The 21,803-nt window shown below is 71.5% G+C and carries 19 protein-coding genes; 3 read left to right on the top strand and 16 right to left on the bottom strand.

Going from position 1 to position 21,803, the window contains the following annotated elements; translation table 11 throughout:
* Window positions 1-91 precede the first annotated feature (91 nt).
* From A2U95_RS17510 to A2U95_RS17495, 4 genes are all read right to left on the bottom strand, one after another.
* Window positions 92-463 (bottom strand): FKBP-type peptidyl-prolyl cis-trans isomerase, encoded by a 372-nt coding sequence (locus A2U95_RS17510; protein ID WP_166023626.1) that lies wholly within the window; start codon window positions 461-463, stop codon window positions 92-94.
* A gap of 60 nt (window positions 464-523) precedes the next feature.
* Window positions 524-1,519 carry an FKBP-type peptidyl-prolyl cis-trans isomerase gene (locus A2U95_RS17505; protein WP_166023624.1) on the bottom strand — a complete coding sequence of 332 codons (996 nt, stop codon included), beginning with the start codon at window positions 1,517-1,519 and terminating at the stop codon, window positions 524-526.
* Between the two features lie 148 nt (window positions 1,520-1,667).
* Window positions 1,668-3,029 carry a Pup--protein ligase gene (gene pafA, locus A2U95_RS17500; RefSeq protein WP_166023622.1) on the bottom strand — a complete coding sequence of 454 codons (1,362 nt, stop codon included), beginning with the start codon at window positions 3,027-3,029 and terminating at the stop codon, window positions 1,668-1,670.
* Between the two features lie 9 nt (window positions 3,030-3,038).
* Entirely contained in the window at window positions 3,039-4,301 is a 1,263-nt protein-coding gene (locus A2U95_RS17495; protein WP_166023621.1) for an MFS transporter, read from the bottom strand.
* 86 nt (window positions 4,302-4,387) lie between these two features.
* Between A2U95_RS17495 and A2U95_RS17490 the strand changes: the two genes are divergently transcribed.
* Entirely contained in the window at window positions 4,388-5,422 is a 1,035-nt protein-coding gene (locus tag A2U95_RS17490) for a LacI family DNA-binding transcriptional regulator (protein ID WP_166023619.1), read from the top strand.
* Between the two features lie 180 nt (window positions 5,423-5,602).
* Here A2U95_RS17490 and prcA read toward each other — a convergent pair whose 3' ends face one another.
* The 8 genes from prcA to A2U95_RS17445 form a co-directional block, all read right to left on the bottom strand.
* On the bottom strand, window positions 5,603-6,379 hold the full coding sequence (prcA, locus tag A2U95_RS17485; RefSeq protein ID WP_166023616.1) for a proteasome subunit alpha: 777 nt from the start codon (window positions 6,377-6,379) through the stop codon (window positions 5,603-5,605).
* Window positions 6,380-6,461: 82 nt separating this feature from the next.
* Window positions 6,462-7,310: a proteasome subunit beta gene (prcB, locus tag A2U95_RS17480; RefSeq protein WP_166023614.1), complete on the bottom strand. Its 849-nt coding sequence runs from the start codon at window positions 7,308-7,310 to the stop codon at window positions 6,462-6,464.
* A gap of 182 nt (window positions 7,311-7,492) precedes the next feature.
* A complete protein-coding gene (locus tag A2U95_RS17475; RefSeq protein WP_108956145.1) occupies window positions 7,493-7,711 on the bottom strand; it encodes a ubiquitin-like protein Pup in 219 nt (72 codons plus the stop codon).
* Between the two features lie 147 nt (window positions 7,712-7,858).
* The gene (gene dop, locus A2U95_RS17470; RefSeq protein WP_338104469.1) at window positions 7,859-9,373 is read right to left on the bottom strand and encodes a depupylase/deamidase Dop; all 1,515 of its coding nucleotides are present in this window, start codon (window positions 9,371-9,373) and stop codon (window positions 7,859-7,861) included.
* 261 nt (window positions 9,374-9,634) lie between these two features.
* A complete protein-coding gene (gene arc / locus A2U95_RS17465) occupies window positions 9,635-11,401 on the bottom strand; it encodes a proteasome ATPase (protein ID WP_166023612.1) in 1,767 nt (588 codons plus the stop codon).
* 205 nt (window positions 11,402-11,606) lie between these two features.
* Window positions 11,607-12,197, bottom strand: a complete 591-nt coding sequence (locus tag A2U95_RS17455) for a hypothetical protein (protein WP_166023610.1) — start codon at window positions 12,195-12,197, stop codon at window positions 11,607-11,609.
* Window positions 12,198-12,465: 268 nt separating this feature from the next.
* Window positions 12,466-13,365, bottom strand: coding sequence for a tRNA (adenine-N1)-methyltransferase (locus A2U95_RS17450; protein ID WP_166023608.1), 900 nt, complete (start codon window positions 13,363-13,365; stop codon window positions 12,466-12,468).
* A gap of 45 nt (window positions 13,366-13,410) precedes the next feature.
* Window positions 13,411-14,829 (bottom strand): site-2 protease family protein, encoded by a 1,419-nt coding sequence (locus A2U95_RS17445; protein WP_240957354.1) that lies wholly within the window; start codon window positions 14,827-14,829, stop codon window positions 13,411-13,413.
* 260 nt (window positions 14,830-15,089) lie between these two features.
* Between A2U95_RS17445 and A2U95_RS17440 the strand changes: the two genes are divergently transcribed.
* Together A2U95_RS17440 and A2U95_RS17435 are read left to right on the top strand one after the other, a co-directional pair.
* A complete protein-coding gene (locus A2U95_RS17440; protein WP_166023604.1) occupies window positions 15,090-16,037 on the top strand; it encodes a RecB family exonuclease in 948 nt (315 codons plus the stop codon).
* A 55-nt stretch (window positions 16,038-16,092) separates the two neighbouring features.
* A complete protein-coding gene (locus A2U95_RS17435) occupies window positions 16,093-16,764 on the top strand; it encodes a response regulator (protein ID WP_166023602.1) in 672 nt (223 codons plus the stop codon).
* Between the two features lie 72 nt (window positions 16,765-16,836).
* Here the strand turns inward: A2U95_RS17435 and A2U95_RS17430 are convergent, their stop codons facing one another.
* The 4 genes from A2U95_RS17430 to A2U95_RS17415 all read right to left on the bottom strand — a co-directional run.
* Window positions 16,837-18,423: an ABC transporter substrate-binding protein gene (locus A2U95_RS17430; protein ID WP_166023600.1), complete on the bottom strand. Its 1,587-nt coding sequence runs from the start codon at window positions 18,421-18,423 to the stop codon at window positions 16,837-16,839.
* 106 nt (window positions 18,424-18,529) lie between these two features.
* Window positions 18,530-20,137 (bottom strand): ABC transporter substrate-binding protein, encoded by a 1,608-nt coding sequence (locus A2U95_RS17425; RefSeq protein WP_166023599.1) that lies wholly within the window; start codon window positions 20,135-20,137, stop codon window positions 18,530-18,532.
* Between the two features lie 454 nt (window positions 20,138-20,591).
* Window positions 20,592-21,311, bottom strand: a complete 720-nt coding sequence (locus A2U95_RS17420) for an HAD family hydrolase (protein WP_166023597.1) — start codon at window positions 21,309-21,311, stop codon at window positions 20,592-20,594.
* Window positions 21,312-21,487: 176 nt separating this feature from the next.
* On the bottom strand, window positions 21,488-21,803 hold a 316-nt coding region (locus tag A2U95_RS17415; RefSeq protein ID WP_166023595.1), incomplete at its 5' end, for a vitamin B12 dependent-methionine synthase activation domain-containing protein.

The raw sequence follows: 21,803 nt of genomic DNA, 5'->3' as shown, positions 1-21,803 counted from the left end.
GAGGGTCCGTGCCCCGGCCGGGGCACGGACCCTGGGAGCCCGTCGTGATCGTTCTTGACCGCGTGCCGGCCGCTCGCGGGCCGGCCCGGGGTCAGACCGAGACCAGGTCGCAGACGAAGATCAGCGTCTCGCCGGGGCCGATGGCGCGGCCCGCGCCGCGGTCGCCGTACGCCAGGTGCGGCGGGATGGTCAGCTGGCGGCGGCCGCCGACCTTCATGCCCTGCACGCCCTGGTCCCAGCCGCTGATGACCTGCCCGACGCCGAGCTGGAAGCGCAGCGGGGTGCCGCGGTTGAACGACGAGTCGAACTCCTCGCCGGTCGAGAAGGCCACGCCGACGTAGTGGACGGAGACGATGTCGCCGGCCTTGGCCACCTCGCCGTCGCCCTCCCAGATGTCCTTGATCTCGAGGTCCGCCGGCGGCTCGCCGCCCGGGAAGTCGATCTCCGGCTTGTCGTTGCTCACGAATCTGTCTCCTGCTGATGGACGAAAAGATGCAACGGGATCAGTCTCCCATCCCGGGCGTCACATCTTCGCCAGCAGGTCCACCGTGAAGACGAGCGTCGAGTCCTTCTTGATCGGGCTGCCCTGCGGGGGGTTGTCGCCGTAGCCGAGCTTCGGCGGGATCACGATCAGGACCCGGCTGCCGACCTTCTTGCCCGCCAGGCCCTGCGACCAGCCGGGGACGACCTGCTGCAGCGAGAACGAGGTCAGCTGGCCGCGGCCGTAGGTGGAGTCGAACTCCTTGCCGTCCGCCCAGAGCACGCCCTTGTACTGCACCAGCACGGTGCTGTCCTTCTCCACCGTGGGCCCGTCCCCCTCGAGGACGTACTCGGAGACGAGGTCCTTCGGGGGCGCGGTCCTGGGGATCTCGAGCGAAGGGGCCTTGCCGTCGGTGTTGGTGCCGACCTCGGGCAGCGTGGAGTCCTGGGGGACCGCCTTCCCCTCGGCGGAGCTGCGGGCGTTGAAGGTGTTCTCGATGTCGATCACGAACACCAGGGTGTCGTCGCCCTTGATTCCGGCCTGCGCGTTGCCCTGCTCGCCGTAGCCCCAGGTGGGCGGGACCGCCATCATCACGCGGCTGCCGGCCTTCTTGCCGGACAGCCCGTAGCGCCAGCCGTCGATGATGCTGCCCTGGGCGAGCTGGATGACGATCGGCGTCCCGCGGTCGAAGGAGTTGTCGAAGACCTTGGCGTTCGCCCAGTTCTGGCCGAGGTACTGCGCCTGGATGAAGTCGTTCTCGGCGACCGTGCGGCCGTTCCCGGCGATCACGGTGCGCACCGCGAGGTCCTTCGAGGGGGTGCCGGACCCCTTGGCCACCGTCGGCTTCTGCCCGAACTCCTTGCCCGCGGTGATCTCGGGCAGCGGACCGTCCACGATCTTCGGCGGCGGGGCCGCGCTGGGCGACTGCGGCGACGGGCTGGCCGTGGCGTCCGCCTCCTTGTCCGGCGAGTCGGAGCCGCAGGCGGAGAGGGTGGCCAGTCCGGCGGGAACGGCCAGAAGGAGTGAGCGTCGGCGCACGATGAGGGCCTCTATCGGTCGATCTTCGAGTGGGCGTCCCGCGCCACTCTACGGCTTTCCCGCCCCGCCGCCCCCGTACGGACGCGGCGGGGGTCCGGATCGGCTCCGGGCCCCCGCACGCGCCGCGCTGTCGTCCTTCCCGGGCCGGCTACATGCCGGCGATGAGCTTCTCCACCCGGTCGTCGACCGAGCGGAACGGGTCCTTGCACAGGACCGTGCGCTGCGCCTGGTCGTTGAGCTTCAGGTGGACCCAGTCCACCGTGAAGTCGCGGCGCTGCTCCTGCGCCCGCTTGATGAAGTCTCCGCGCAGCCGGGCCCGCGTGGTCTGCGGCGGCACCGACTTGCCCTCGAAGATCTTGACGTCGTTGCAGATCCGCTTGGCCTGGCCGTTGCGCTCCAGCAGGTAGTAGAGGCCGCGGCGGCGGTGGATGTCGTGGTAGGCGAGGTCTATCTGGGCGACCCGCGGGTTCGACATGGTCATGTTGTGCTTGGCGCGGTAGCGCTCCAGCAGCTTGTACTTGATCACCCAGTCGATCTCGGTGCCGACCTTGTCGAGGTCCTCCGTCTCGATCGCGTCCAGGGTGCGGCCCCACAGCTCGAGGACCTGCTCGACGACGCCGGTGCGGATGCCCCGCCGGTCGACGAACTCGCAGGCCTTCTCGTAGTACTCGCGCTGCACCTCCAGCGCCGACGCCTCCCGGCCGCTGGCCAGGCGCACCTTGCGGCGCCCGGTGATGTCGTGGCTGACCTCGCGGATGGCCCGGATGGGGTTCTCCAGGGTGAGGTCGCGCATCACCGTGCCGGCCTCGATCATGCGCAGCACCAGGTCGGTGGCCCCGACCTTGAGCAGCATGGTCGTCTCCGACATGTTGGAGTCGCCGACGATCACGTGCAGCCGGCGGTAGCGCTCGGCGTCGGCGTGCGGCTCGTCGCGGGTGTTGATGATGGGCCTCGAGCGGGTGGTCGCCGAGGAGACGCCCTCCCAGATGTGCTCGGCCCGCTGGCTGACGCAGTACACCGCGCCGCGCGGGGTCTGGAGGACCTTGCCCGCCCCGCACAGCAGCTGCCGGGTGACGAGGAACGGGATCAGGATGTCCGCCAGCCGGGAGAACTCTCCGTGCCGGGCCACCAGGTAGTTCTCGTGGCAGCCGTACGAGTTCCCCGCCGAGTCGGTGTTGTTCTTGAAGAGATAGACGTCGCCCGCGATTCCCTCCTCGTGCAGGCGGCGTTCCGCGTCGACGAGAAGTCCTTCGAGAATGCGCTCGCCGGCCTTGTCGTGGGTGACGAGCTCCGTCACGTTGTCGCATTCCGGTGTCGCGTATTCCGGATGCGAACCCACGTCGAGATAGAGGCGGGCGCCGTTTCGCAGAAACACGTTGCTGCTGCGGCCCCATGACACGACACGCCGGAAGAGGTACCGCGCCACCTCGTCAGGCGACAGACGGCGCTGTCCCCTGAACGTGCACGTGACGCCGTACTCGTTCTCCAGCCCGAAAATGCGGCGGTCCATGTCTGAACATTACGCCCGATCACCCGAGCTGAAACGGGGTTCGACGGCCCGATTCGGATCATTTTCCGATCCGGTGGCGACCGTCCCGGGTTTTCCGGGCCCGGCCAGGACCCTCCGGAAGGCGAACAGCACGAGCAGCGACACGGTTCCGGCGGCGGCCGGGGCGGCGAAACCGGCGCGGGTCCCGAACAGTTCGAGGACCGGCCCGGTGACGCCGGTGCCGACCGACTGGCCGACGGTGAAGGTGGTCACCAGCCAGGAGAACGCCTCGGTGACCGTGCCGCGCGGGGCGTGCCGGTCCACCAGGACGAAGGCGCAGGCGATGGTGGGCGCCAGGAAGACGCCCGCCAGCGCGGCCAGCAGGGTCATCGGCGCGGGGCCGGGCATGGCGACCAGGGGGACGTAGCCGGCCGTCAGCAGCGCGACCAGCACCGCCAGGCGCCGCTCGGGCGGTCCGGACCATTCGCGGGCCCCGTAGACCCCGCCGCCGACCAGGGCGCCGAAACCGAGGGCGGCGAGCAGGGCGGCGTACACGGAGTCCCCGCCGCCGGTGCCGTCGGCGTAGGCGGTCGCGGCGACGGTGATGGAGCCGAGGGCTATGCCGACGAAGAACAGCGCGCCCAGCAGGACCAGCAGCCCGCCGGAGCGCAGCGCGCCCAGCCAGTGCGCCTCGCGGGGCGCGGACCGCCAGGCCTTCGAGGGCGGCGAGACGACGACGGACAGGGCGCCGAGCACCCCGATCGCGTTGAGCGCGATCAGGGCCGCCATCGGCGACCAGACGGCGACGAAGAGCGAGACCAGCAGCGGGCCGACCGTGAACATGACCTCCTGGGCCACCGCGTCCATGGCGTAGGCGGTGTGGATCTGGTCGTCGCGGCGCAGCACGGAGGGCCACAGGGCGCGCAGCCCGCCCTCCAGCGGCGGGGTGAACAGGCCCGCGGCGGCCGTGGCCAGGTAGGCCAGGGGCAGCGGGTCGATGCCGGTGAAGGCGAAGACGGCCATGGCGGCCGCGGCGAGCACGGCGGCGGGCAGCTGCACCCGCGGCTGGCCGTGCAGGTCGACCAGCCGGCCCAGCACGGGCTGGCCCACGGCGTTGGCGACGCCGTACACGGCGGCGAGCACGCCCGCCAGGGTGTACGAGCCGCCCTCGGATCTGACGAACAGCACGATGGCGATGGCCGAGGTGGCGTTGGGCAGCCGGCCCACCAGCGTCCCCGCCAGGAGGCGCGCGGCATGCCGGGCCTTGAGGATCTCCAGGTACCGCGAAAACATGCAGCGCTCCTCCGTTTTACGTATAACGTGAGCGTCATACGTAGCATGTCCACTGATCCTCGGTCCAGACGGAGAGCGCGCCGACGATGCCCCCACCAGGCAAGACCCGCCCGACCAGCCGGGACGTGGCCCGCGAGGCCGGCGTCTCCCAGGCCTCCGTCTCCCTCGTCATGGGCGGCAAGTGGCAGGGCCGGATCTCCGCGCCCACCGCGGAGCGGGTCCGGGAGGCCGCGCGCAGCCTGGGCTACCGCCCCAACCTGGCGGCCCGGAACCTCCGCACCGGCCGCACCCGGACGGTGCTGCTGGTGGTTCCCTCGCTGACCACGCACTTCTTCGCCGGCGTGCACACCGGCGCGGCGCGGGTGGCCGCGGCGCACGGCTTCTCGATCGTGCTCTACCCCTCCCCGGCCGGCGTCGGCCCGGCGCGCGACCCGTTCGCCTCGGCGCCGGCCGCGCTGGACGGCGTGCTGGCCTCGTCGATGGCGGCCCAGGCGCTGACCGTGCTGCGCGGCGACCGCCTCCCCCTGGTGATGCTCGACAGCGAGCCCCACACCTCGCCGGGCGCCGCCACCGTCAACCTGGACATCGCCGACGGCGTCCGCCGGGTCGCCGGCCACCTGCTCGGCCTGGGCCACCGCCGGTTCCTCCACCTGCGGGCCGACGTGCCCTCGTGGACCTTCGGACAGCGCGCCCGGGCGCTGGAGGCCCGGCTGGCGGAGGCGCGGGACGCCACGCTGGCCACGGCCGTCTCCCCGATGACCGCGGAGGGGGGCCGCGCCGCCGTGGAGGCGGCGCTGACCGCGCCGGGGCCCCGCCCGACCGCGGTGGTCTGCGACGACGACCTGCTCGCCGTGGGCGCCTACAAGGCGGCCCGCCGGCTGGGGCTGCGGATCCCCCGGGACCTGTCGGTGACCGGGGTCGACGACCAGGTCCTCGCGGTGGCGCTGGAGCCGGAGCTCACCACCGTCCGCCTGGACGCGGAACTGACCGGCGAGCGCGGCATGGAGGCCCTGCTGTCGGTGATCGACGGCCGCGCCCCGGTCACCCACGACATCCCGGTCGACCTGGTCGTCCGGGGCTCCACCGCTCCCCCGCCCCCGCCCCTCGCCGCCGCCCCCTGACCGCCGGGCCGGGCCCCGCCGGCCGGGCCCGGACACGACGGTGCCGCGTGCGCACGGCGAACCGTGCGCACGCGGCACAGGTGCGAAGCCCTCCGCGGCTCCCGGCGGCCCCGGTCCCCGGACCGACGGCCCTCGGACCGCCGGCCGCCGGAGGAGGCCGTCAGCTGTCGGAGGAGGCCGTCAGCTGTCGGAGGAGGGCGAGGAGTCCTCCGGGCCCTCCGCCTTCCCGGCGTCGGAGACCGTGGCGCCGCCCTCGTCGCCCGCCGTCAGCAGGCGCTCCAGGCGCGGTCCGGTGATCCGGCGGAACTTCCGCCGCTGGGGCCGGGTGCGGTCCAGCACGGCCACCTCCAGGCGCTCCGCGGGGATCTCCCGCTCGGTGCCGCTGGTGTCGCGGGAGAGCGCCTGCACGGCCAGCTTGAGCGCCTCGGCGAGGGTCATGCCCTCCCGGTGGCGCTGGTCCAGGTAGGAGCTGATCTGCTCGGCGTTGCCGCCGACCGCGACCGAGCCGTGCTCGTCGACGATGGAGCCGTCGTGCGGCAGCCGGTAGATCTGGTCGCCCTCGGGGGTCTCGCCGACCTCGGCCACCACCAGCTCGACCTCGTAGGGCTTCTCCCCCGCGCTGGAGAAGATGGTGCCCAGCGTCTGCGCGTACACGTTGGCCAGGCCGCGCGCGGTCACGTCGCCCCGGTCGTAGGTGTAGCCGCGCAGGTCCGCGTAGCGGACGCCGCCGATGCGCAGGTTCTCGTACTCGTTGTACTTGCCCGCCGCGGCGAAGCCGATGCGGTCGTAGATCTCGCTGAACTTGTGCAGTGCGCGGGACGGGTTCTCACCGACGAAGACGATGCCGTCGGCGTACTGCAGCACGACCAGACTGCGGCCGCGCGCGATGCCCTTGCGGGCGTATTCCGCCCGGTCCGCCATCGCCTGCTGGGGTGAGACATAGAACGGCGTCGACACCGGTTATCCGTCCCTTTCCGTCAAAGGTTCCGTAGAAGTCACAGGGATCGTCCTCGAGGGTCCGCGAAGTCGCGACGCGCCGTCAGAGCAGCGCGGCGCGCGGGCCGTCGGGCTCCTGGAGCCGGCGGTCGAGGACCGAACGGGCGATCCCCGAGGACTCCTCGTCCGTCAGCCTGCGGAACCCGTCCTCGGTGATCACGGTGACGATCGGGAAGATCCGGCGGGCCATGTCCGGGCCGCCCGTCGCCGAGTCGTCGTCGGCCGCGTCGTACAGGGCCTGGACGACCAGCGTGGTGGCCTGCTCCTCCGTCAGGTCGTCGCGGTAGAGCTTCTTCATCGAGCCGCGCGCGAACAGCGAGCCGGAGCCCGTGGCCGCGAAACCCTGCTGTTCGTCGGAACGGCCGCCCGTGACGTCGTAGGAGAAGATCCGGCCCTTGCGGCGGTCGAGGTCGTACCCCGCGAACAGCGGCACCACGGCCAGGCCCTGCATGGCCATGCCGAGGTTCGACCGGATCATCGTCGACAGCCGGTTGGCCTTGCCCTCGAGGGAGAGCTGGGCGCCCTCGACCTTCTCGAAGTGTTCCAGCTCGAGCTGGAACAGCTTCACCATCTCCACGGCCAGACCGGCGGTGCCCGCGATGCCCACCGCGGAGTACTCGTCGGCCGGGAACACCTTCTCGATGTCGCGCTGGGCGATCACGTTGCCCATGGTGGCCCGCCGGTCACCGGCCAGGACCACACCGCCCGGGAACGTCACCGCCACGATGGTGGTGCCGTGCGGGGCCTCGACGACGCCCTGGGTGGGCGGCAGCTGCCGGTTCCCGGGCAGCATCTGCGGCTGGTGGCCGGCCAGGAAATCCATGAACGAGGAGGACCCGGGGGTCAGGAAGGCGGCCGGCAGTCGCCCGGTGTCACGAGTGTTGGCTTCCACGCATTTCCTTCCGAAGAACACGGCTTCCGCACGATGCGGATGAAGCAAGCTGAAGCACAGTTACGGCAGGGACCCTACCCGCACCCCGGCGATGATCCACCTCGGTGTGCCGAAGCACGGGGGCTGCCCGCGAGCAGCCCCCGTGCCCGGCTCTGTGCCTTGGCTTCGAAGGCGCTCAGGCCTTACTGGCCGCCCTTCTGAACGAACGACCGCACGAATTCCTCGGCGTTGGACTCGAGCACGTCGTCGATCTCGTCCAGCACGGAGTCGACGTCGTCGCTCAGCGCCTCCTGCCGTTCCTTCAGGTCCTCGCTCGCCTGCGCGTCCTGCGCCTGCTCGTCGACCTCCTCGGTCGACCGCGTGGCCTTCTGCTGTCCGCCGCCGGTGTCCTTGGTCGCCATAACCCTCACCCCGCTCGGTTCGACGTTCTTGATCAGACCCTACAAGCAGGGCCCGACATCGACCCCACAGTTCCCTCACACGGAGAAACCATCCCGATGATTCCCCTTCGGAACCAATCCCACCCCGATCGCCGGGCGGAAGATCGATCAGTTGTTGCCGCTCAGCACCTTGACCAGCTCCTCCGCCGTCCGGCACCGGTCGAGCAGCTCCTTGACGTGCGCCCGGGTGCCGCGCAGCGGCTCCAGCGTGGGCACCCGCTGCAGGGAGTCACGGCCGGGCAGGTCGAAGATCACCGAGTCCCAGGAGGCCGCGGCCACGTCGTCCGCGTACTGCTCGAGGCACCGGCCCCGGAAGTAGGCCCGGGTGTCCTCAGGAGGCTGCGTGACGGCCCTGAGCACCTCCTCCTCGCCGAGCAGCCGCTTCATCCGCCCGCGGGCCGCCAGACGGTTGTAGAGGCCCTTGTCGGGCCGCACGTCGGCGTACTGCAGGTCGACCAGGTGGAGCCGGGGGGCGTCCCAGTCCAGGGTGTCCCGGCGGCGGTAGCCCTCCATGAGCTCCCGCTTGGCCACCCAGTCCAGCTCGCCGGCCAGGCTCATCGGGTCGTTCTCCAGACGGCTCAGGACGTCCTCCCAGCGGGAGAGCACGTCCTTGGTCTGGTCGTCGGCGTCGGCCCCGTAGCGCTCCTCCACGTACTTGCGGGCCAGCTCGTAGTACTCCATCTGGAGCTGCACCGCGGTGAGCTTGCGGCCGCTGCGCAGGACGACCAGGCGCCGGAGCGTCGGGTCGTGCGACACCTGGTGCAGCGTGCGCACGGGCTGGTCCACGGCCAGGTCGACGGCGATGAAGCCGTCCTCGATCATGGAGAGGACCAGGGAGGTGGTGCCGAGCTTGAGGTAGGTGGAGATCTCCGAGAGGTTGGCGTCGCCGATGATCACGTGCAGGCGGCGGTACTTCTCCGCGTCCGCGTGCGGCTCGTCGCGGGTGTTGATGATGGGCCGCTTCAGCGTCGTCTCGAGGCCCACCTCGACCTCGAAGTAGTCGGCCCGCTGGCTCAGCTGGAAGCCGTGCTCGTTGCCGTCCTGGCCGATGCCGACCCGGCCGGCGCCCGTGAAGACCTGGCGGGAGACGAAGAAGGGCGTCAGGTGGCGCACGATGTCCGAGAAGGCGGTCTCCCGCTTCATCAGGTAGTTCTCGTGCGTCCCGTAGGAGGCGCCCTTGTTGTCGGTGTTGTTCTTGTAGAGGTGGATGGGCTGCGCGCCGGGCAGCTGGGCCGCCCGCTCGGCGGCCTCGGCCATGATCCGCTCGCCCGCCTTGTCCCACAGCACCGCGTCCCGCGGGTTGGTGACCTCGGGGGCGCTGTACTCGGGATGTGCGTGGTCCACGTAGAGACGGGCGCCGTTGGTCAGGATCACGTTGGCGAGGCCGATGTCCTCGTCCGTGAGCTGGCTGGAGTCGGCGACCTCCCGCGCCAGGTCGAAGCCGCGCGCGTCCCGCAGCGGGTTCTCCTCCTCGAAGTCCCAGCGGGCCCGCCGGGCCCGGTGCATCGCCGCCGCGTAGGCGTTGACGATCTGGGACGAGGTGAGCATGGCATTGGCGTTGGGGTGACCGGGGACGGAGATCCCGTACTCCGTCTCGATGCCCATCACTCGCCGTACGGTCATGCGGCCCTCCTTGCCCGGCGGCGCCCTCGGTCGGGGGCGGCCCTCACGTACCACCCGTGCTCCGGCGCAGGTGCGGTGCCCTTCCCGGTCTGCCCGCGGCGGCAAAGCGGTGGTACCGAAGAGCCTAGAACGCCTTTGCGCCGGCGGGGAGATCATTCGTCTCTTTGTCCCTCCCGCGGCGCCCTGCCGGCCTTCCGGGCGGAGCGGGAGAGCAGGCGGCCGCGGACGCCCCGAAGGACACCCGCGGCCGCCCCCTTCTCGTTACAGGTACTGGCCGGTGTTGGCCACCGTGTCGATGGACCGTCCGGTGTCCGAACCCTGCTTTCCGGTGATCAGCGTGCGGATGTACACGATCCGCTCGCCCTTCTTGCCGGAGATCCGGGCCCAGTCGTCCGGGTTGGTCGTGTTGGGCAGGTCCTCGTTCTCCTTGAACTCGTCCACGCACGCCTGGAGGAGGTGGGAGACCCTCAAGCCCTTCTGGTCCTTGTCCAGGAAGTCCTTGATCGCCATCTTCTTGGCGCGGCCCACGATGTTCTCGATCATGGCGCCGGAGTTGAAGTCCTTGAAGTACAGGACCTCCTTGTCGCCGTTGGCGTAGGTGACCTCCAGGAAGCGGTTCTCCTCTGACTCCGCGTACATGTGCTCGACCGCGGACTGGATCATGGCCTGGACGGTGGCGGACTTGTCGCCGCCGTGCTCGGCCATGTCGTCCCCGTGGAGCGGCAGACGCTCGGTGAGGTACTTCCCGAAGATGTCCTTGGCCGCCTCGGCGTCCGGACGCTCGATCTTGATCTTCACGTCGAGCCGGCCCGGCCGCAGGATCGCCGGGTCGATCATGTCCTCGCGGTTGGAGGCGCCGATCACGACCACGTTCTGCAGCCCCTCGACGCCGTCGATCTCGGCGAGGAGCTGGGGGACGATGGTGTTCTCGACGTCCGAGCTGACGCCCGAGCCGCGGGTGCGGAAGAGGGACTCCATCTCGTCGAAGAAGACGATGACGGGCGTGCCCTCGCTGGCCTTCTCACGGGCCCGCTGGAAGACCAGGCGGATCTGCCGCTCGGTCTCGCCGACGTACTTGTTCAGGAGCTCGGGGCCCTTGATGTTGAGGAAGAAGCTCTTCCCCGCGGCCTGACCGGTGACCTCGGCGACCTTCTTGGCCAGCGAGTTCGCCACGGCCTTGGCGATGAGCGTCTTGCCGCATCCGGGCGGGCCGTAGAGCAGGACGCCCTTGGGCGGGCGCAGCTCGTGCTCCTTGAAGAGGTCCGGGTAGAGGTACGGGAGCTCGACCGCGTCCCGGATGGCCTCGATCTGGCCGCCGAGACCGCCGATCTGGTCGTACCCGATGTCGGGCACCTCTTCGAGGACCAGCTCCTCGACCTCGCTCTTGGGCACGACCTCGTAGACGTAGCCGGAGCGGGGTTCGAGCAGCAGGGCGTCGCCGGCCCGGATGGTGACGTCGAGCAGGGGTTCGGCGAGCCGGACCACCTTCTCCTCGTCGGTGTGCCCGATCACCAGGGCGCGCTCGCCGTCCTCGAGGATCTCCTTGAGGGTGACGATCTCGCCGACGCGCTCGAACTCCATGGCGGCGACCACGTTGAGCGCCTCGTTGAGCATCACCTCCTGGCCGCGCCGGAGCTCGTCGAGGTCGATGGTGGGGCTGACGTTCACCCGGAGCTTGCGGCCGCCGGTGAAGATGTCGGCCGTGCCGTCCTCGTTCGCCGCGAGGAACACGCCGAACCCGGCCGGCGGCTGGGCGAGCCGGTCGACCTCCTCCTTCAGGGCCACGATCTGGTCGCGGGCCTCCCGGAGAGTGCCGGCGAGCCGCTCGTTCTGCGCGGACACGCCGGCCAGATTGGTCTGCAGCTCGACGATCCGCTCTTCGAGAAGTCTCGTGTGCCGCGGAGAGTCGGCGAGCTTGCGTCGCAGGACGGCGATCTCCTGCTCAAGGTAGGCGATCTGCCCGGCCGGGTCCTCGGACCCTCGACCCGGGCGGATGCCGCGGTTCATGTCGTCGTCGTGGGCTGCCACGGTCCTCACCTCCTCCAAGGGGAGCTGGACGCTTCCAGACCCTACCTGGGCGGGTGTCGATTGAAACCCTAGATCACAAAGACCGTCGGAAGGTGTCCGATCTTCACCCTTGCGCTCTCCCTCACTGCCAGGGAGATACCCAAGGATCGTGGATCGAAAGCAGTGAACGTCAACGGCCGTGACCGGGTGGCAGGCGGTGCCGCGCTCAGACCTGTTCGGTGTCGTCCGGAGAGCCGCGGTGGAACGCGCCGTCGGCCCAGCGCCAGTTGACGTCCTCCTCGACGTCCGGGCAGCAACTGGGCACGTCCGCCGAGGAGTAGCCGAGCACGGTGGCCTCGACCTGGCCGTCGCGCACCGCCAGCCCGGTCACGGTGCGGCGTTCCTCCGGTCCCATCAGCGTGGCGACGAGGCGCGGCCTGCCGGTGTCCGCCGCACGGGTGAGGACGTAGACGGCGTCGGGCGGCGTCCCCATGGCGCTGTCGCAGTGCACGGCGGCGACCGTCTCGGGGCTGCCGTCGCCGTCGAGGTCGCCGGCGGTCTGCCGGGCGACCACCGGATCGGCGACGCCGCCGCAGTCGAGGGGGAGGCGCACGGCGGAGGGGTCCGGCGCCGTGCGCTCGGCGGGGGCGGCCGTCGCGGCCTTGCCGTCCTCGGGCTGCACCGCCTTGGCGTGGCCGGGCTGCACCAGGGAGGAGAGGGCCGTCACGCAGGCGATGGCGACGGCCGTCGCGAGCCAGTGGACGGGGCGGGGGAAGGCGTGCGGGAGTGCCAGGTCCGGGACGTCGGAGTGCTGCACGAGTGGGTGTCTCCCGTGGAGGGACGGTGCCGGTGGGATGCCCAGCATCGTGCCACACGTCACAGTGGCCGGGAACCGTGGGGTGAGGGTGTGCGCGGGTCGTCCACCCGGCGGGCACGGCACCCGGCGGCCCCGCGCCGGCGGGAGGTCCGCCAACAGCAGGGCGCACCGCCCGGATTGCCGGGCGGTGCGCGGCAACCCGGCCGGTGCGCCGGGGAGTTGCGGGGCGTGCGCACGGGGTGCGCGCGCCGGGCGGTGCTGTCGCGGGCTAGCGGGAGCCGCCGTCGGCGTTGGGGCCGGCGTAGTCCTCGCCGTAGGCGCCCTTGGCGGGGCGGCGGCGGCGCATGGGCGGCTCGACGCCGTCCGCGAGGCGGCGGGCGGTGAGCAGGAAGCCGGTGTGGCCGATCATCCGGTGGTCCGGGCGGACCGCGAGGCCCTCGATGTGCCAGTTGCGGATCATCGTCTCCCAGGCCGTCGGCTCGTTGAAGCAGCCCATCTCACGGATGGACTCGACGGTGCGGGCGAGCTGCGTGGTGGTGGCCACGTAGCAGCAGAGGATGCCGCCGGGGACGAGGGCCTTGGAGACGGCCTCCAGGCACTCCCAGGGGGCGAGCATGTCGAGGATGACCCGGTCGACGTCGGTGTCGCTCAGGTTGTCCTGGAGGTCGCCCACGGTGAGCTGCCAGGCCGGGTGCGGGCCGCCGAAGTAGCGCTCCACGTTCTGCCGGGCGATCTCCGCGAAGTCCTCGCGGCGCTCGTAGGAGTGCAGCATGCCCTGGTCGCCGATGGCGCGCAGCAGGAAGGAGCTGAGGGATCCGGAGCCGACGCCGGCCTCCACGACGCGCGCGCCGGGGAAGATGTCGGCGAAGGCGAGGATCTGCCCCGCGTCCTTGGGGTAGACCACGGCGGCGCCGCGGGGCATGGACAGGACGTAGTCGGGGAGCAGGGGGCGCAGCGCCAGATAGGCGACGTTCCCCGTGGTGCGGACAACGCTGCCCTCGGGGGCGCCGATCAGCTCGTCGTGCGGGAAGGAACCCTTGTGGGTGTGGAAGTTCTTTCCCGCTTCCAGCGTGAACGTGTAGTGGCGGCCCTTGGGGTCGGTCAGCTGAACCTGGTCCCCGACCTTGAAGGGCCCGCGCCTGCGGGCGGCACCGGTCGGTTCGGACATGTGACCAGCCTACCGGTCCGCGGAGGGTGTCCCGACCGGCCGGTCTCAGCGGGGACGGGTCATGGCCTTGACGAACGCCTGCTCGACGTCGGCGGCGGAGAGGACGCCGTAGATCTCGCCGGTCTCCTCGACCACCAGGTACTCCGTGGCGGGGGTGGTGCGCAGGGCCTCCAGCAGTTCCTCGCCCTCCAGCTCGGCGGAGATCCGCATGCCCTCGGTGAGGCCGGTCGCCAGGGTGCCCACGGCGACCCAGGGGCGGCGGTGCTCGAGGACGCCGGCGATGCCGCTCTCGCGGACCAGGGAGACCGGCACGCCCGACGCGTCCACCACGACGAGGGCGCGGGCGCCGGCCTCGTTGGCGCGGCGCAGCGCCTCGGAGACGGAGGTGTCCGGCTGCACGGGCACGGCGCGGCGGGTGAGGGTGCGGGCGCGCAGGTCGGGCAGGTGCTCGCGCAGCCGGGCCATGCGGAGGCTGTTGCCGGCGCCGGTCCACATGATCGCGGCGACGATGGCGGCGAGCAGGGCGTCCAGGACCGTGTCCATGCCCTCGGTCTGGGCCTCGCCGACGGCGCCGGAGCGGGTGAGCAGCGGGAAGCCGATCAGGACGGCAACGGCCAGCGCCCGGCCGGCCCAGGCGGCGGCGACCGTGCCGCTCATGGGCCTTCCGGTGATCTTCCAGACCACGGCGCGGAGCATCCGGCCGCCGTCCAGGGGGAGGCCGGGGAGCAGGTTGAAGGCGGCGACGATCAGGTTGGAGATCATCAGTCCGCCCAGCAGGACGCCGGGCACGGTGCCGGGCTCGACGGCGAGGAGCGACAGGTAGAAGAGACCGGCCAGGACGAGGGAGAGCAGCGGGCCGACGAAGGCCAGCACGAACTCGCGTCCGGGGGTCTCGGACTCCTTGCCGATGTCCGAGAAGCCGCCGAAGAACTGGAGCTGGATGCGGCGCACCGGCAGCTTGAAACGGAGGGCGGCGACGGTGTGCGCCAGTTCGTGGACGAGCACGGAGGCGTAGAGGGCCAGGGCGAAGGAGAGCGAGACCAGGTAACGGGCGGCGCCGAGGTCGGGGAGGATCGGCTCGAGCCGGTCGCCGAAGACCCAGGTGATCAAGGCGGCGACCAGGAAGAAGCTGGGCGAGACGTAGACGGGGACGCCGAAGGGGCGTCCCATCAGCAGGCCGCTGCGGGGCTCCGCGTCCCGGCCGTCGCCCTGCGCGTCCCGCGCCTTCACCGGCCCGTGGCCTCCGGCGAGCGTGCGCCCCGACGGGGTCTCCCCCGGCTGCCCCGCCGGCTCCTTCCGGCCGGACGCCGCCGGGTCCTCCCCCTCGGCACGGGCGCCGGCGCCTGCGTCCCCGGCCACGGGCACGCCGGGCTCGCGGCGGGCGGGGGTGTCGTCCCCCCGTCCCGCGCCCTCCGGCCGCTCGGCCGCGTCACCGGGCCGGGCGGCGTCCGGCGGCGACGGCACGGGCGCGGCACCGGTCCCGCGGCGTCGTCCTCGGGCCGCGGGTCCTCGCTCGCGCCGCTCTGCTCCACGCCGGTTGTCCCCTCGTCCGAAAGCGTTCGCCCTCCACGCGCCCGCGTGCGGTGGATTCGGCTCGAGTCCGATGTTATGCGGCGTGACCCGCATCGCACGCCCTGGCACCCCCCTGAGCCTTTCCCGCTGTGACGGCGCCCATGTCCGGTGCGGTCACCGTCCGTCGGCGCCGGGCCGTAAGGTCTGATGGCATGGAGACCAGCAGCGCCGCCCCGACCGCGGCTCCGCAAGCCGCGACGGCCGCACCGCACCGGGCGGAGGCGGAGGCGCCGGCGGACGCCCCGGCCGCACCCGCCGCCTCGCCCCCGAGGTCGCTCTCTCCCTCCCGCGCCGCGGACTTCATGCGGTGCCCGCTGCTCTACCGCTTCCGGGTGATCGACCGCCTGCCGGAGAAGCCCAGCGAGGCCGCCGTCCGCGGCACGCTGGTGCACGCGGTGCTGGAGCGCCTCTTCGACGCCCCCGCCGCCGAGCGGACCGCGCCCCGCGCCCGCGACCTGCTGCCCGGGCAGTGGGAGCGGCTGCGCGAGAGCCGTCCCGAGGTGGCGGAGCTGTTCGCCGACGACCCCGACGGCGCCCGTCTGGCCCGCTGGCTGGAGGAGGCCGAGCGGCTGGTGGAGCGCTGGTTCACGCTGGAGGACCCGACCCGCCTGGAGCCCGTGGAGCGGGAGTTCACGGTGGAGACGGAACTGGAGTCCGGCCTGCGGCTGCGCGGGATCATCGACCGCGTCGACGTGGCGCCCACCGGCGAGGTCCGGATCGTGGACTACAAGACCGGCAGGGCCCCCCGCCCCCAGTACGCGGAGGAGGCGCTGTTCCAGATGAAGTTCTACGCCCTGGTGGTGTGGCGGCTGAAGCGGGTGCTGCCGCGCCGCCTTCAGCTGGTGTACCTCGGCAGCGGCGACGTGGTGACGTACGACCCGGTCCCCGCGGACCTCCAGCGGGTGGAGCGCAAGCTGCTCGCCCTGTGGGAGGCGATCGCGCAGGCCACGGCGACCGGCGAGTGGCGTCCCCGCCGCGGCCGGCTCTGCGACTGGTGCGACCACCAGGACCGCTGTCCGGAGTTCGGCGGCACGCCCCCGCCGTATCCGCTGCCGGTCCCCCCGCCCGCGCCCGCGCCCGCGCCGCACACGGCAGAATGAACCGCGCCGGCCGCCGGGGGTTGCGTCGCCGGCCGGAGACCGAGGGAGATGTCACGTGGCGATCCGCGTCCTGCTGGTGGACGACCAGCCCCTGCTGCGCACCGGGTTCAGGATGATCCTGGAGGCCGAGCCGGACATCGCCGTCGTCGGCGAGGCCGGCGACGGGCGGCAGGCCGTGGACCAGGTCCGGGCGATGCAGCCGGACGTGGTCCTGATGGACATCCGGATGCCGCGGATGGACGGGGTGGAGGCGACCCGCCGCATCACCGGCCCGGAGCGCGACGGCCCGGCCAAGGTGCTGGTGCTGACCACCTTCGACCTGGACGAGTACGTGGTGGAGGCGCTGCGCGCGGGCGCCAGCGGCTTCCTGCTGAAGGACGCCCCGGCGCACGAGCTGGTGCAGGCGATCCGCGTGGTGGCGGCCGGGGAGGCGATGCTGGCGCCCAGCATCACCCGGCGGCTGCTGGACAAGTACGCCACCCACCTGCCGTCGGGCGAGGAGACGGTGCCGGACGCGCTGCGCACGCTGACCGAGCGCGAGGTGGAGGTGCTGAAGCTGGTGGCGCGCGGCCTGTCGAACGCGGAGATCGCGGCGGACCTGTTCGTCGGCGAGACGACCGTGAAGACCCACGTCGGGCACGTCCTGACCAAGCTGGGGCTGCGCGACCGGGTGCAGGCGGCGGTGTACGCGTACGAGAGCGGTCTGGTGCGTCCCGGCGGCCGGTGAGCCGGACCCGCGCGCACGGCGGCGCCCCCCACCCGTGGACCGGGGCGGGGGGCGCCGTCGTGCGGCCGGAGGTCAGGTGTTCTTGCTGATCTCCCAGAAGCGGAACACCGTCGAGGCGTCCAGGCACTTCTCCAGGCCGTACACGCCGTCACGGACGACCGCGTACTGCTTGGCCTGCCACAGGGGCAGGATCGGCAGTTCCTCGGCCACGATGTCCTGCAGCTGGCCGTAGTCGTTGGCCGTGGCGGCGCGGTCCCGCTGGGCGGCGGTCGCCGGGACGAGCTTCTCGGTGATGGTCTTGTTCTCGTAGTTGTTGCCGAGGACGTTGCCCTCGCCGAAGAACGGGCCGGTGAAGTTCTCCGGATCCGGGTAGTCCGGCACCCAGCCCTTGACGTAGACGCCGTACTTGCCGTCGGCGATGTCCTTCTCGTACTGCGCGAACTTCACCGACTTCACCTCGGCGTCGAACAGCCCGCTCGCGTTGAGCTGCTCGGCGATCGCCTCGAACTCGTCGTCGGTGGACGGACCGTAGCGGTCCGGGGTGGACCACAGGGTCAGCTTCACCTTGTCGGTGACGCCCGCCTCCGTCAGCGCCCGCGCCGCGGCGGCCTTGGACGGCTTGCCGCCGTAGGTGTCGAAGAAGGCCGTGTTGTGGCCGGTGATGCCCGCGGGGACGATCGAGTACAGCGGCGTGGCGGTCTGCTCGTACACCTCGTCGATCAGGGCCTCGCGGTCCAGCAGGTAGGCGATGGCCTTGCGGACGCCGGGGTTGCCGACGACCGGGTCCTTGACGTTGAAGACGAGGTGCTGGACCTCGGCGCTGTTGCCCTCCAGCACCGATATCTCCTCGTCGCCGGTGCTGTTCCGCTCGATCTCCGCGATGTCGCCGGCGGCCAGGCCTCGGTAGGCCACGTCGACCTCGCCCTCGGCCAGCGCGGTCCTGAGGGCGGCGCGGTCGCCGCGGAAGAGCTTGAGGGTGACGCCCGCGTTGCGCGTCTCGGCGGTGCCCTTGTAGCCGGTGTTGAGGGAGAAGACGGCCTCGTCCTCGTCGAACGAGTCGAGCCGGTAGGGACCGGAGCCGACGGCTTCGCCGTCCTCACGCAGCTTGTCGGCCGGGTACTCGCCGCGCGGGACGATCGAGCCGGCGCCCGAGGCGATCTTGCTGGGGAAGGTCGCGTCGGGGAACTTCAGCTTGAAGACGACGGTCTTCTCGTCCGGCGTCTCGACCTTGTCGAGCGAGGTGAACATGACGGCCGGGCCGGACGGGTCGTTGATCTTCAGCATGCGGTCGAAGGTGAACTTCACGTCCTCGGACGTGAAGGGGTCGCCGTTGCTGAACTCCAGGCCGTCGCGGAGCGTGCACTGGAAGACCCGGGTCTGCTCGTCGCTGAAGTGGCACTCCTCCGCGGCCTCCGGCTTCGGCTCGATCCCGCCGCGGGGGAAGGAGAGCAGCGACTGGAAGACGTTGTTGAACAGCAGCCAGGAGCCGGGGTCGTAACCGGAGGCCGGGTCGGTGGCGAGCACGTCGTCGGTCATGCCGACGACGACCGTGGAGTCGCCGCTCCCTCCCGTCTCCTCACCCGTGCCGCAGCCGGCGAGCAGACCCGCGGACAGGGCGGCGAGCGCGGGCAGAACCGGCCACCGATGATGTCTCTTCACGTGATGAGCCTTGTCGTGCGTGGGATGGGGAGACCGGGCTCGGCCGAGCCCGGTGGCGAAGAGGAGAGACCTTCCGCCGGCCCCTCGGGGCCGGCGGAAGGGCGGCTCACTCGGAGCCCGCGCCCCGGCTCAGCTCCCAGAGCTGCAGCTCGGAGGCGGAGTTGAGCGCGTAGGCCGCGCCCATGACGCCCTCGCGGGCGGCGACGTACTGCTTGCCCTGCCACAGCGGCAGCACCGGCACGTCCTCGGCGACGATCTCCTGCATCTCCGTCAGGCTCGTCACCGCGTCCGTCCGGTCGGGCTCGCGCCGCGAGCGGGGGATGAGGCTCTGCTGCACCTTGGCGTTGGCGTAGGGGGTGCCGAGGATGTTCTTCTTGTCGAGGAACGGCGCCAGGTAGTTGTCCGCGTCCGGGAAGTCGGGGAACCAGCCCATGCCCCAGACCTCGTACTTGCCCTTCAGGGACGCCGGGCGGAACTCCTTCCACGGTGCGCCCTGGGGTTCGCTCACCTTGAACAGCCCGCTGTCGTTGAGCTGCTCGGCCAGCACGTCGAACTCCTGCTCGGTGGCGGAGCCGTAGTGGTCCAGCGTGAAGTGGAGGTCGAGCGGCACCGGGGTGCTGATGCCGGCCTCGGAGAGGATCTTCGCCGCCTTGGGGACGCTGGGCTCGCCGTACCTGTTGAAGAAGGAGTTGGAGTGGCCGGTGATGGTGGCCGGGACGAGCGAGTAGAGCGGTTCGGACTGGGAGTCGTAGACCTCGGCGACCAGCTCCTCGCGGTTCACGATCTGCGCGATCGCCTGGCGGACCGCTTTGTTCTGCACGGCCGGGGCACCGGTGTCGAAGGCCAGGTAACGGATGTCGAGACCGGACATCTTGACCAGGTCGACGGCGTCGTCGCGGTTGCCGTCCAGCTCCTTCACCTGCTTGGGCGTGAGCGTCCTCGACATCACGTCGATGTCGCCCGCGGTGATGGCGTCGGCCATCTTCTCGGCGGTGTCGAAGGCGATCAGTTCGGCCCGCTCGTTGGCGGTCTCCAGGGAGCCCCGGTAGTTCGGGTTCCGGGTGAAGACGGCCTTCGCGAGGGCGCCGTCCTTGACCTCGGCCTCGAACGTGTACAGGCCGGAGCCGTGGGCCTCGAAGCCCTCGAGGAGCTTGCCCTCGGGGTACTCGTCCGGGTCGACGATGGAGGCGACCGGGGTGGAGAGCTTGTACGGGAAGGTGGCGTCGGCGGAGTTCAGGTGGAAGACCACCTCGCGCTCGCCGCGGGTCTCCACCGTGTCCACGGTGGAGAGCAGACCGGCGACACCGCTGTCGGAGTCGATGCGCAGGACCCGCTCGAGGGAGTACTTGACGTCGTCCGCGGTGACGGGGTCCCCGTCGGCGAACTTCAGGCCCTTGCGCAGGGTGCAGGAGTACCGCTCGTTGCCCGTGTCGGTGAACTCGCAGCTCTCGGCGGCCTCGGGCTGCGGGTCGCCGCCGCCCCGGGGCTGGGCGAGCAGGGTCTGCATCGTCTGGCGCAGGACGTTCCAGGAGCCGACGTCGTAGGCGTACGCGGGGTCGAGCGGGGCGGGGGCCTCGGCCGAGGCGGCGACCTGATCGGTGGTGCCGACCCTGACCGGCAGGGCGTCCGAACCGCCGTCGGATCCGCCGCAGGCGGCGATCAGCGGAGCGACCAGGCCTATCACGGCCGGTAGCGCCAAGTTCTTGCGGTTCATGCTCGGACGTCTCCAGGCTGTCGGTATTCCGCGTACCCGGCGGGCCGAGGGTGGTGCGCGTCGGGTCGCGGGTGCGAAGGATGTTTCTCGCGGCCGACATTAGCCGCCGCCGGGGTGACGTCCGGAACGGACCGCAGCCGATTTGCCGTCACGCTTCGGAACCGGACGCGGACGCAGCGGCAACGGCGTCGCGGAAGGATTCGTGCGGCATTTCCCCAAACCGGGCACAAAGAACCCCCGCCCGAAGGGTGAGCGGGGGTTCCCTCGCGGAGGGGCGCCGCCGTCGACCCCCTCCGACGTGGCGAAGGTCACAGGAATGATCGGCGGAAAAGAAACCCGAAAAGGCGCCCGGCTATCGCGGTGGGTGAGATGCTCTCACTTTTTCGTATTCCCGGAAACACGGTGGGTGAGTGTCCCGCCGGGGCGGGGTGGACGAATGGTGGACGCCCTGCGTCTATTCGGTGCCCCGAAGGCGCCGGTGAGGCGTGACCAGGAACCGCAGGAAACGCAGGTCGACCTCTTCGAGCGACTTCACGACGGTGCGGCCGGGACCGGGGTGCAGCGGGGCGACGGACGGCACCACGACCACCTGGCAGCCGGCCGCCTCGGCGGCGGCGACACCGGTGGCGGTGTCCTCGACGACCGCGCAGCGGGTGGGGTCGGCGCCCAGTCCGGTCGCGGCGAGCAGGTAGGGGTCGGGGTGCGGCTTGGTGCGCGGCACCTCGTCGCCGGCCACGGTGAGGTGGAAGTGGTGGGCGCCGAGGGCGGTGAGCACCCGGTCGATGACCCGGCGGTGCGAGGCGGAGACCAGGGCGGTGGGGACGTCGTGGGCGTGGAGCTCGGCGAGCAGGCGGGCGGCGCCCGGCATCAGCGGCAGGTGTTCCTCGATGCGCGCCTCGAAGCCCTGGTTGAGCAGGACGGAGAGCTCCTCCAGCCCGATGTCGGCGCCGGTGGCCTCGATCAGGAACCCGGCGCTGCGGCTCATCGGCCCGCCCACCACGACCTGCCGCCAGGACTCCTTCAGGGTGTGGCCCAGGGCCGCGAAGACCTCCCGCTCCACGTCCCACCAGAAGCCCTCGGTGTCCACCAGGGTGCCGTCCATGTCGAGCAGTACCGCCTGGAGGCCGGACTCCTCGGCCGTCCGGGTCGTGGTGGCGGGGACCGTACTGGTCATCCGTGGAGACCTCCTTGCGCAGAGGGATGTGGAACGCCAGGGACCGGCAGGCCGGCCGCCCTCCCCGTGCGGGGAGGGCGGCCGGCCTGCGGCGGATCGACCAGTGTACGACCGGTTCGGGCGGATCGCCCGTCGGCGAGGGGTGGCGGACGGCGTCCGGCGGGTCGTGGACGCGCTCAGCGGGCGTTGAAGTACTTCGCCTCGGGGTGGTGGATGACGATGGCGTCGGTGGACTGCTCCGGGTGGAGCTGGAACTCCTCGGAGAGGTGGACGCCGATGCGCTCCGGCTTGAGCAGCTCGGCGATCTTGGCCCGGTCCTCCAGGTCGGGGCAGGCCCCGTAGCCGAGGGAGAAGCGGGCGCCGCGGTACTTGAGCTCGAACATGCCGCTCATGTCGTCCGGGTCCTCGCCCGCGTAGCCGAGTTCGGAGCGGACCCGGGCGTGCCAGTACTCGGCGAGGGCCTCGGCGAGCTGGACCGACAGGCCGTGCAGT

The organism is Streptomyces chilikensis (assembly GCF_001642695.1).
Lineage (GTDB): Bacteria > Actinomycetota > Actinomycetes > Streptomycetales > Streptomycetaceae > Streptomyces > Streptomyces chilikensis.
The sequence above is the reverse complement of the archived record's forward strand: the minus strand, read 5'-3'. Positions and strand labels throughout refer to the sequence as shown.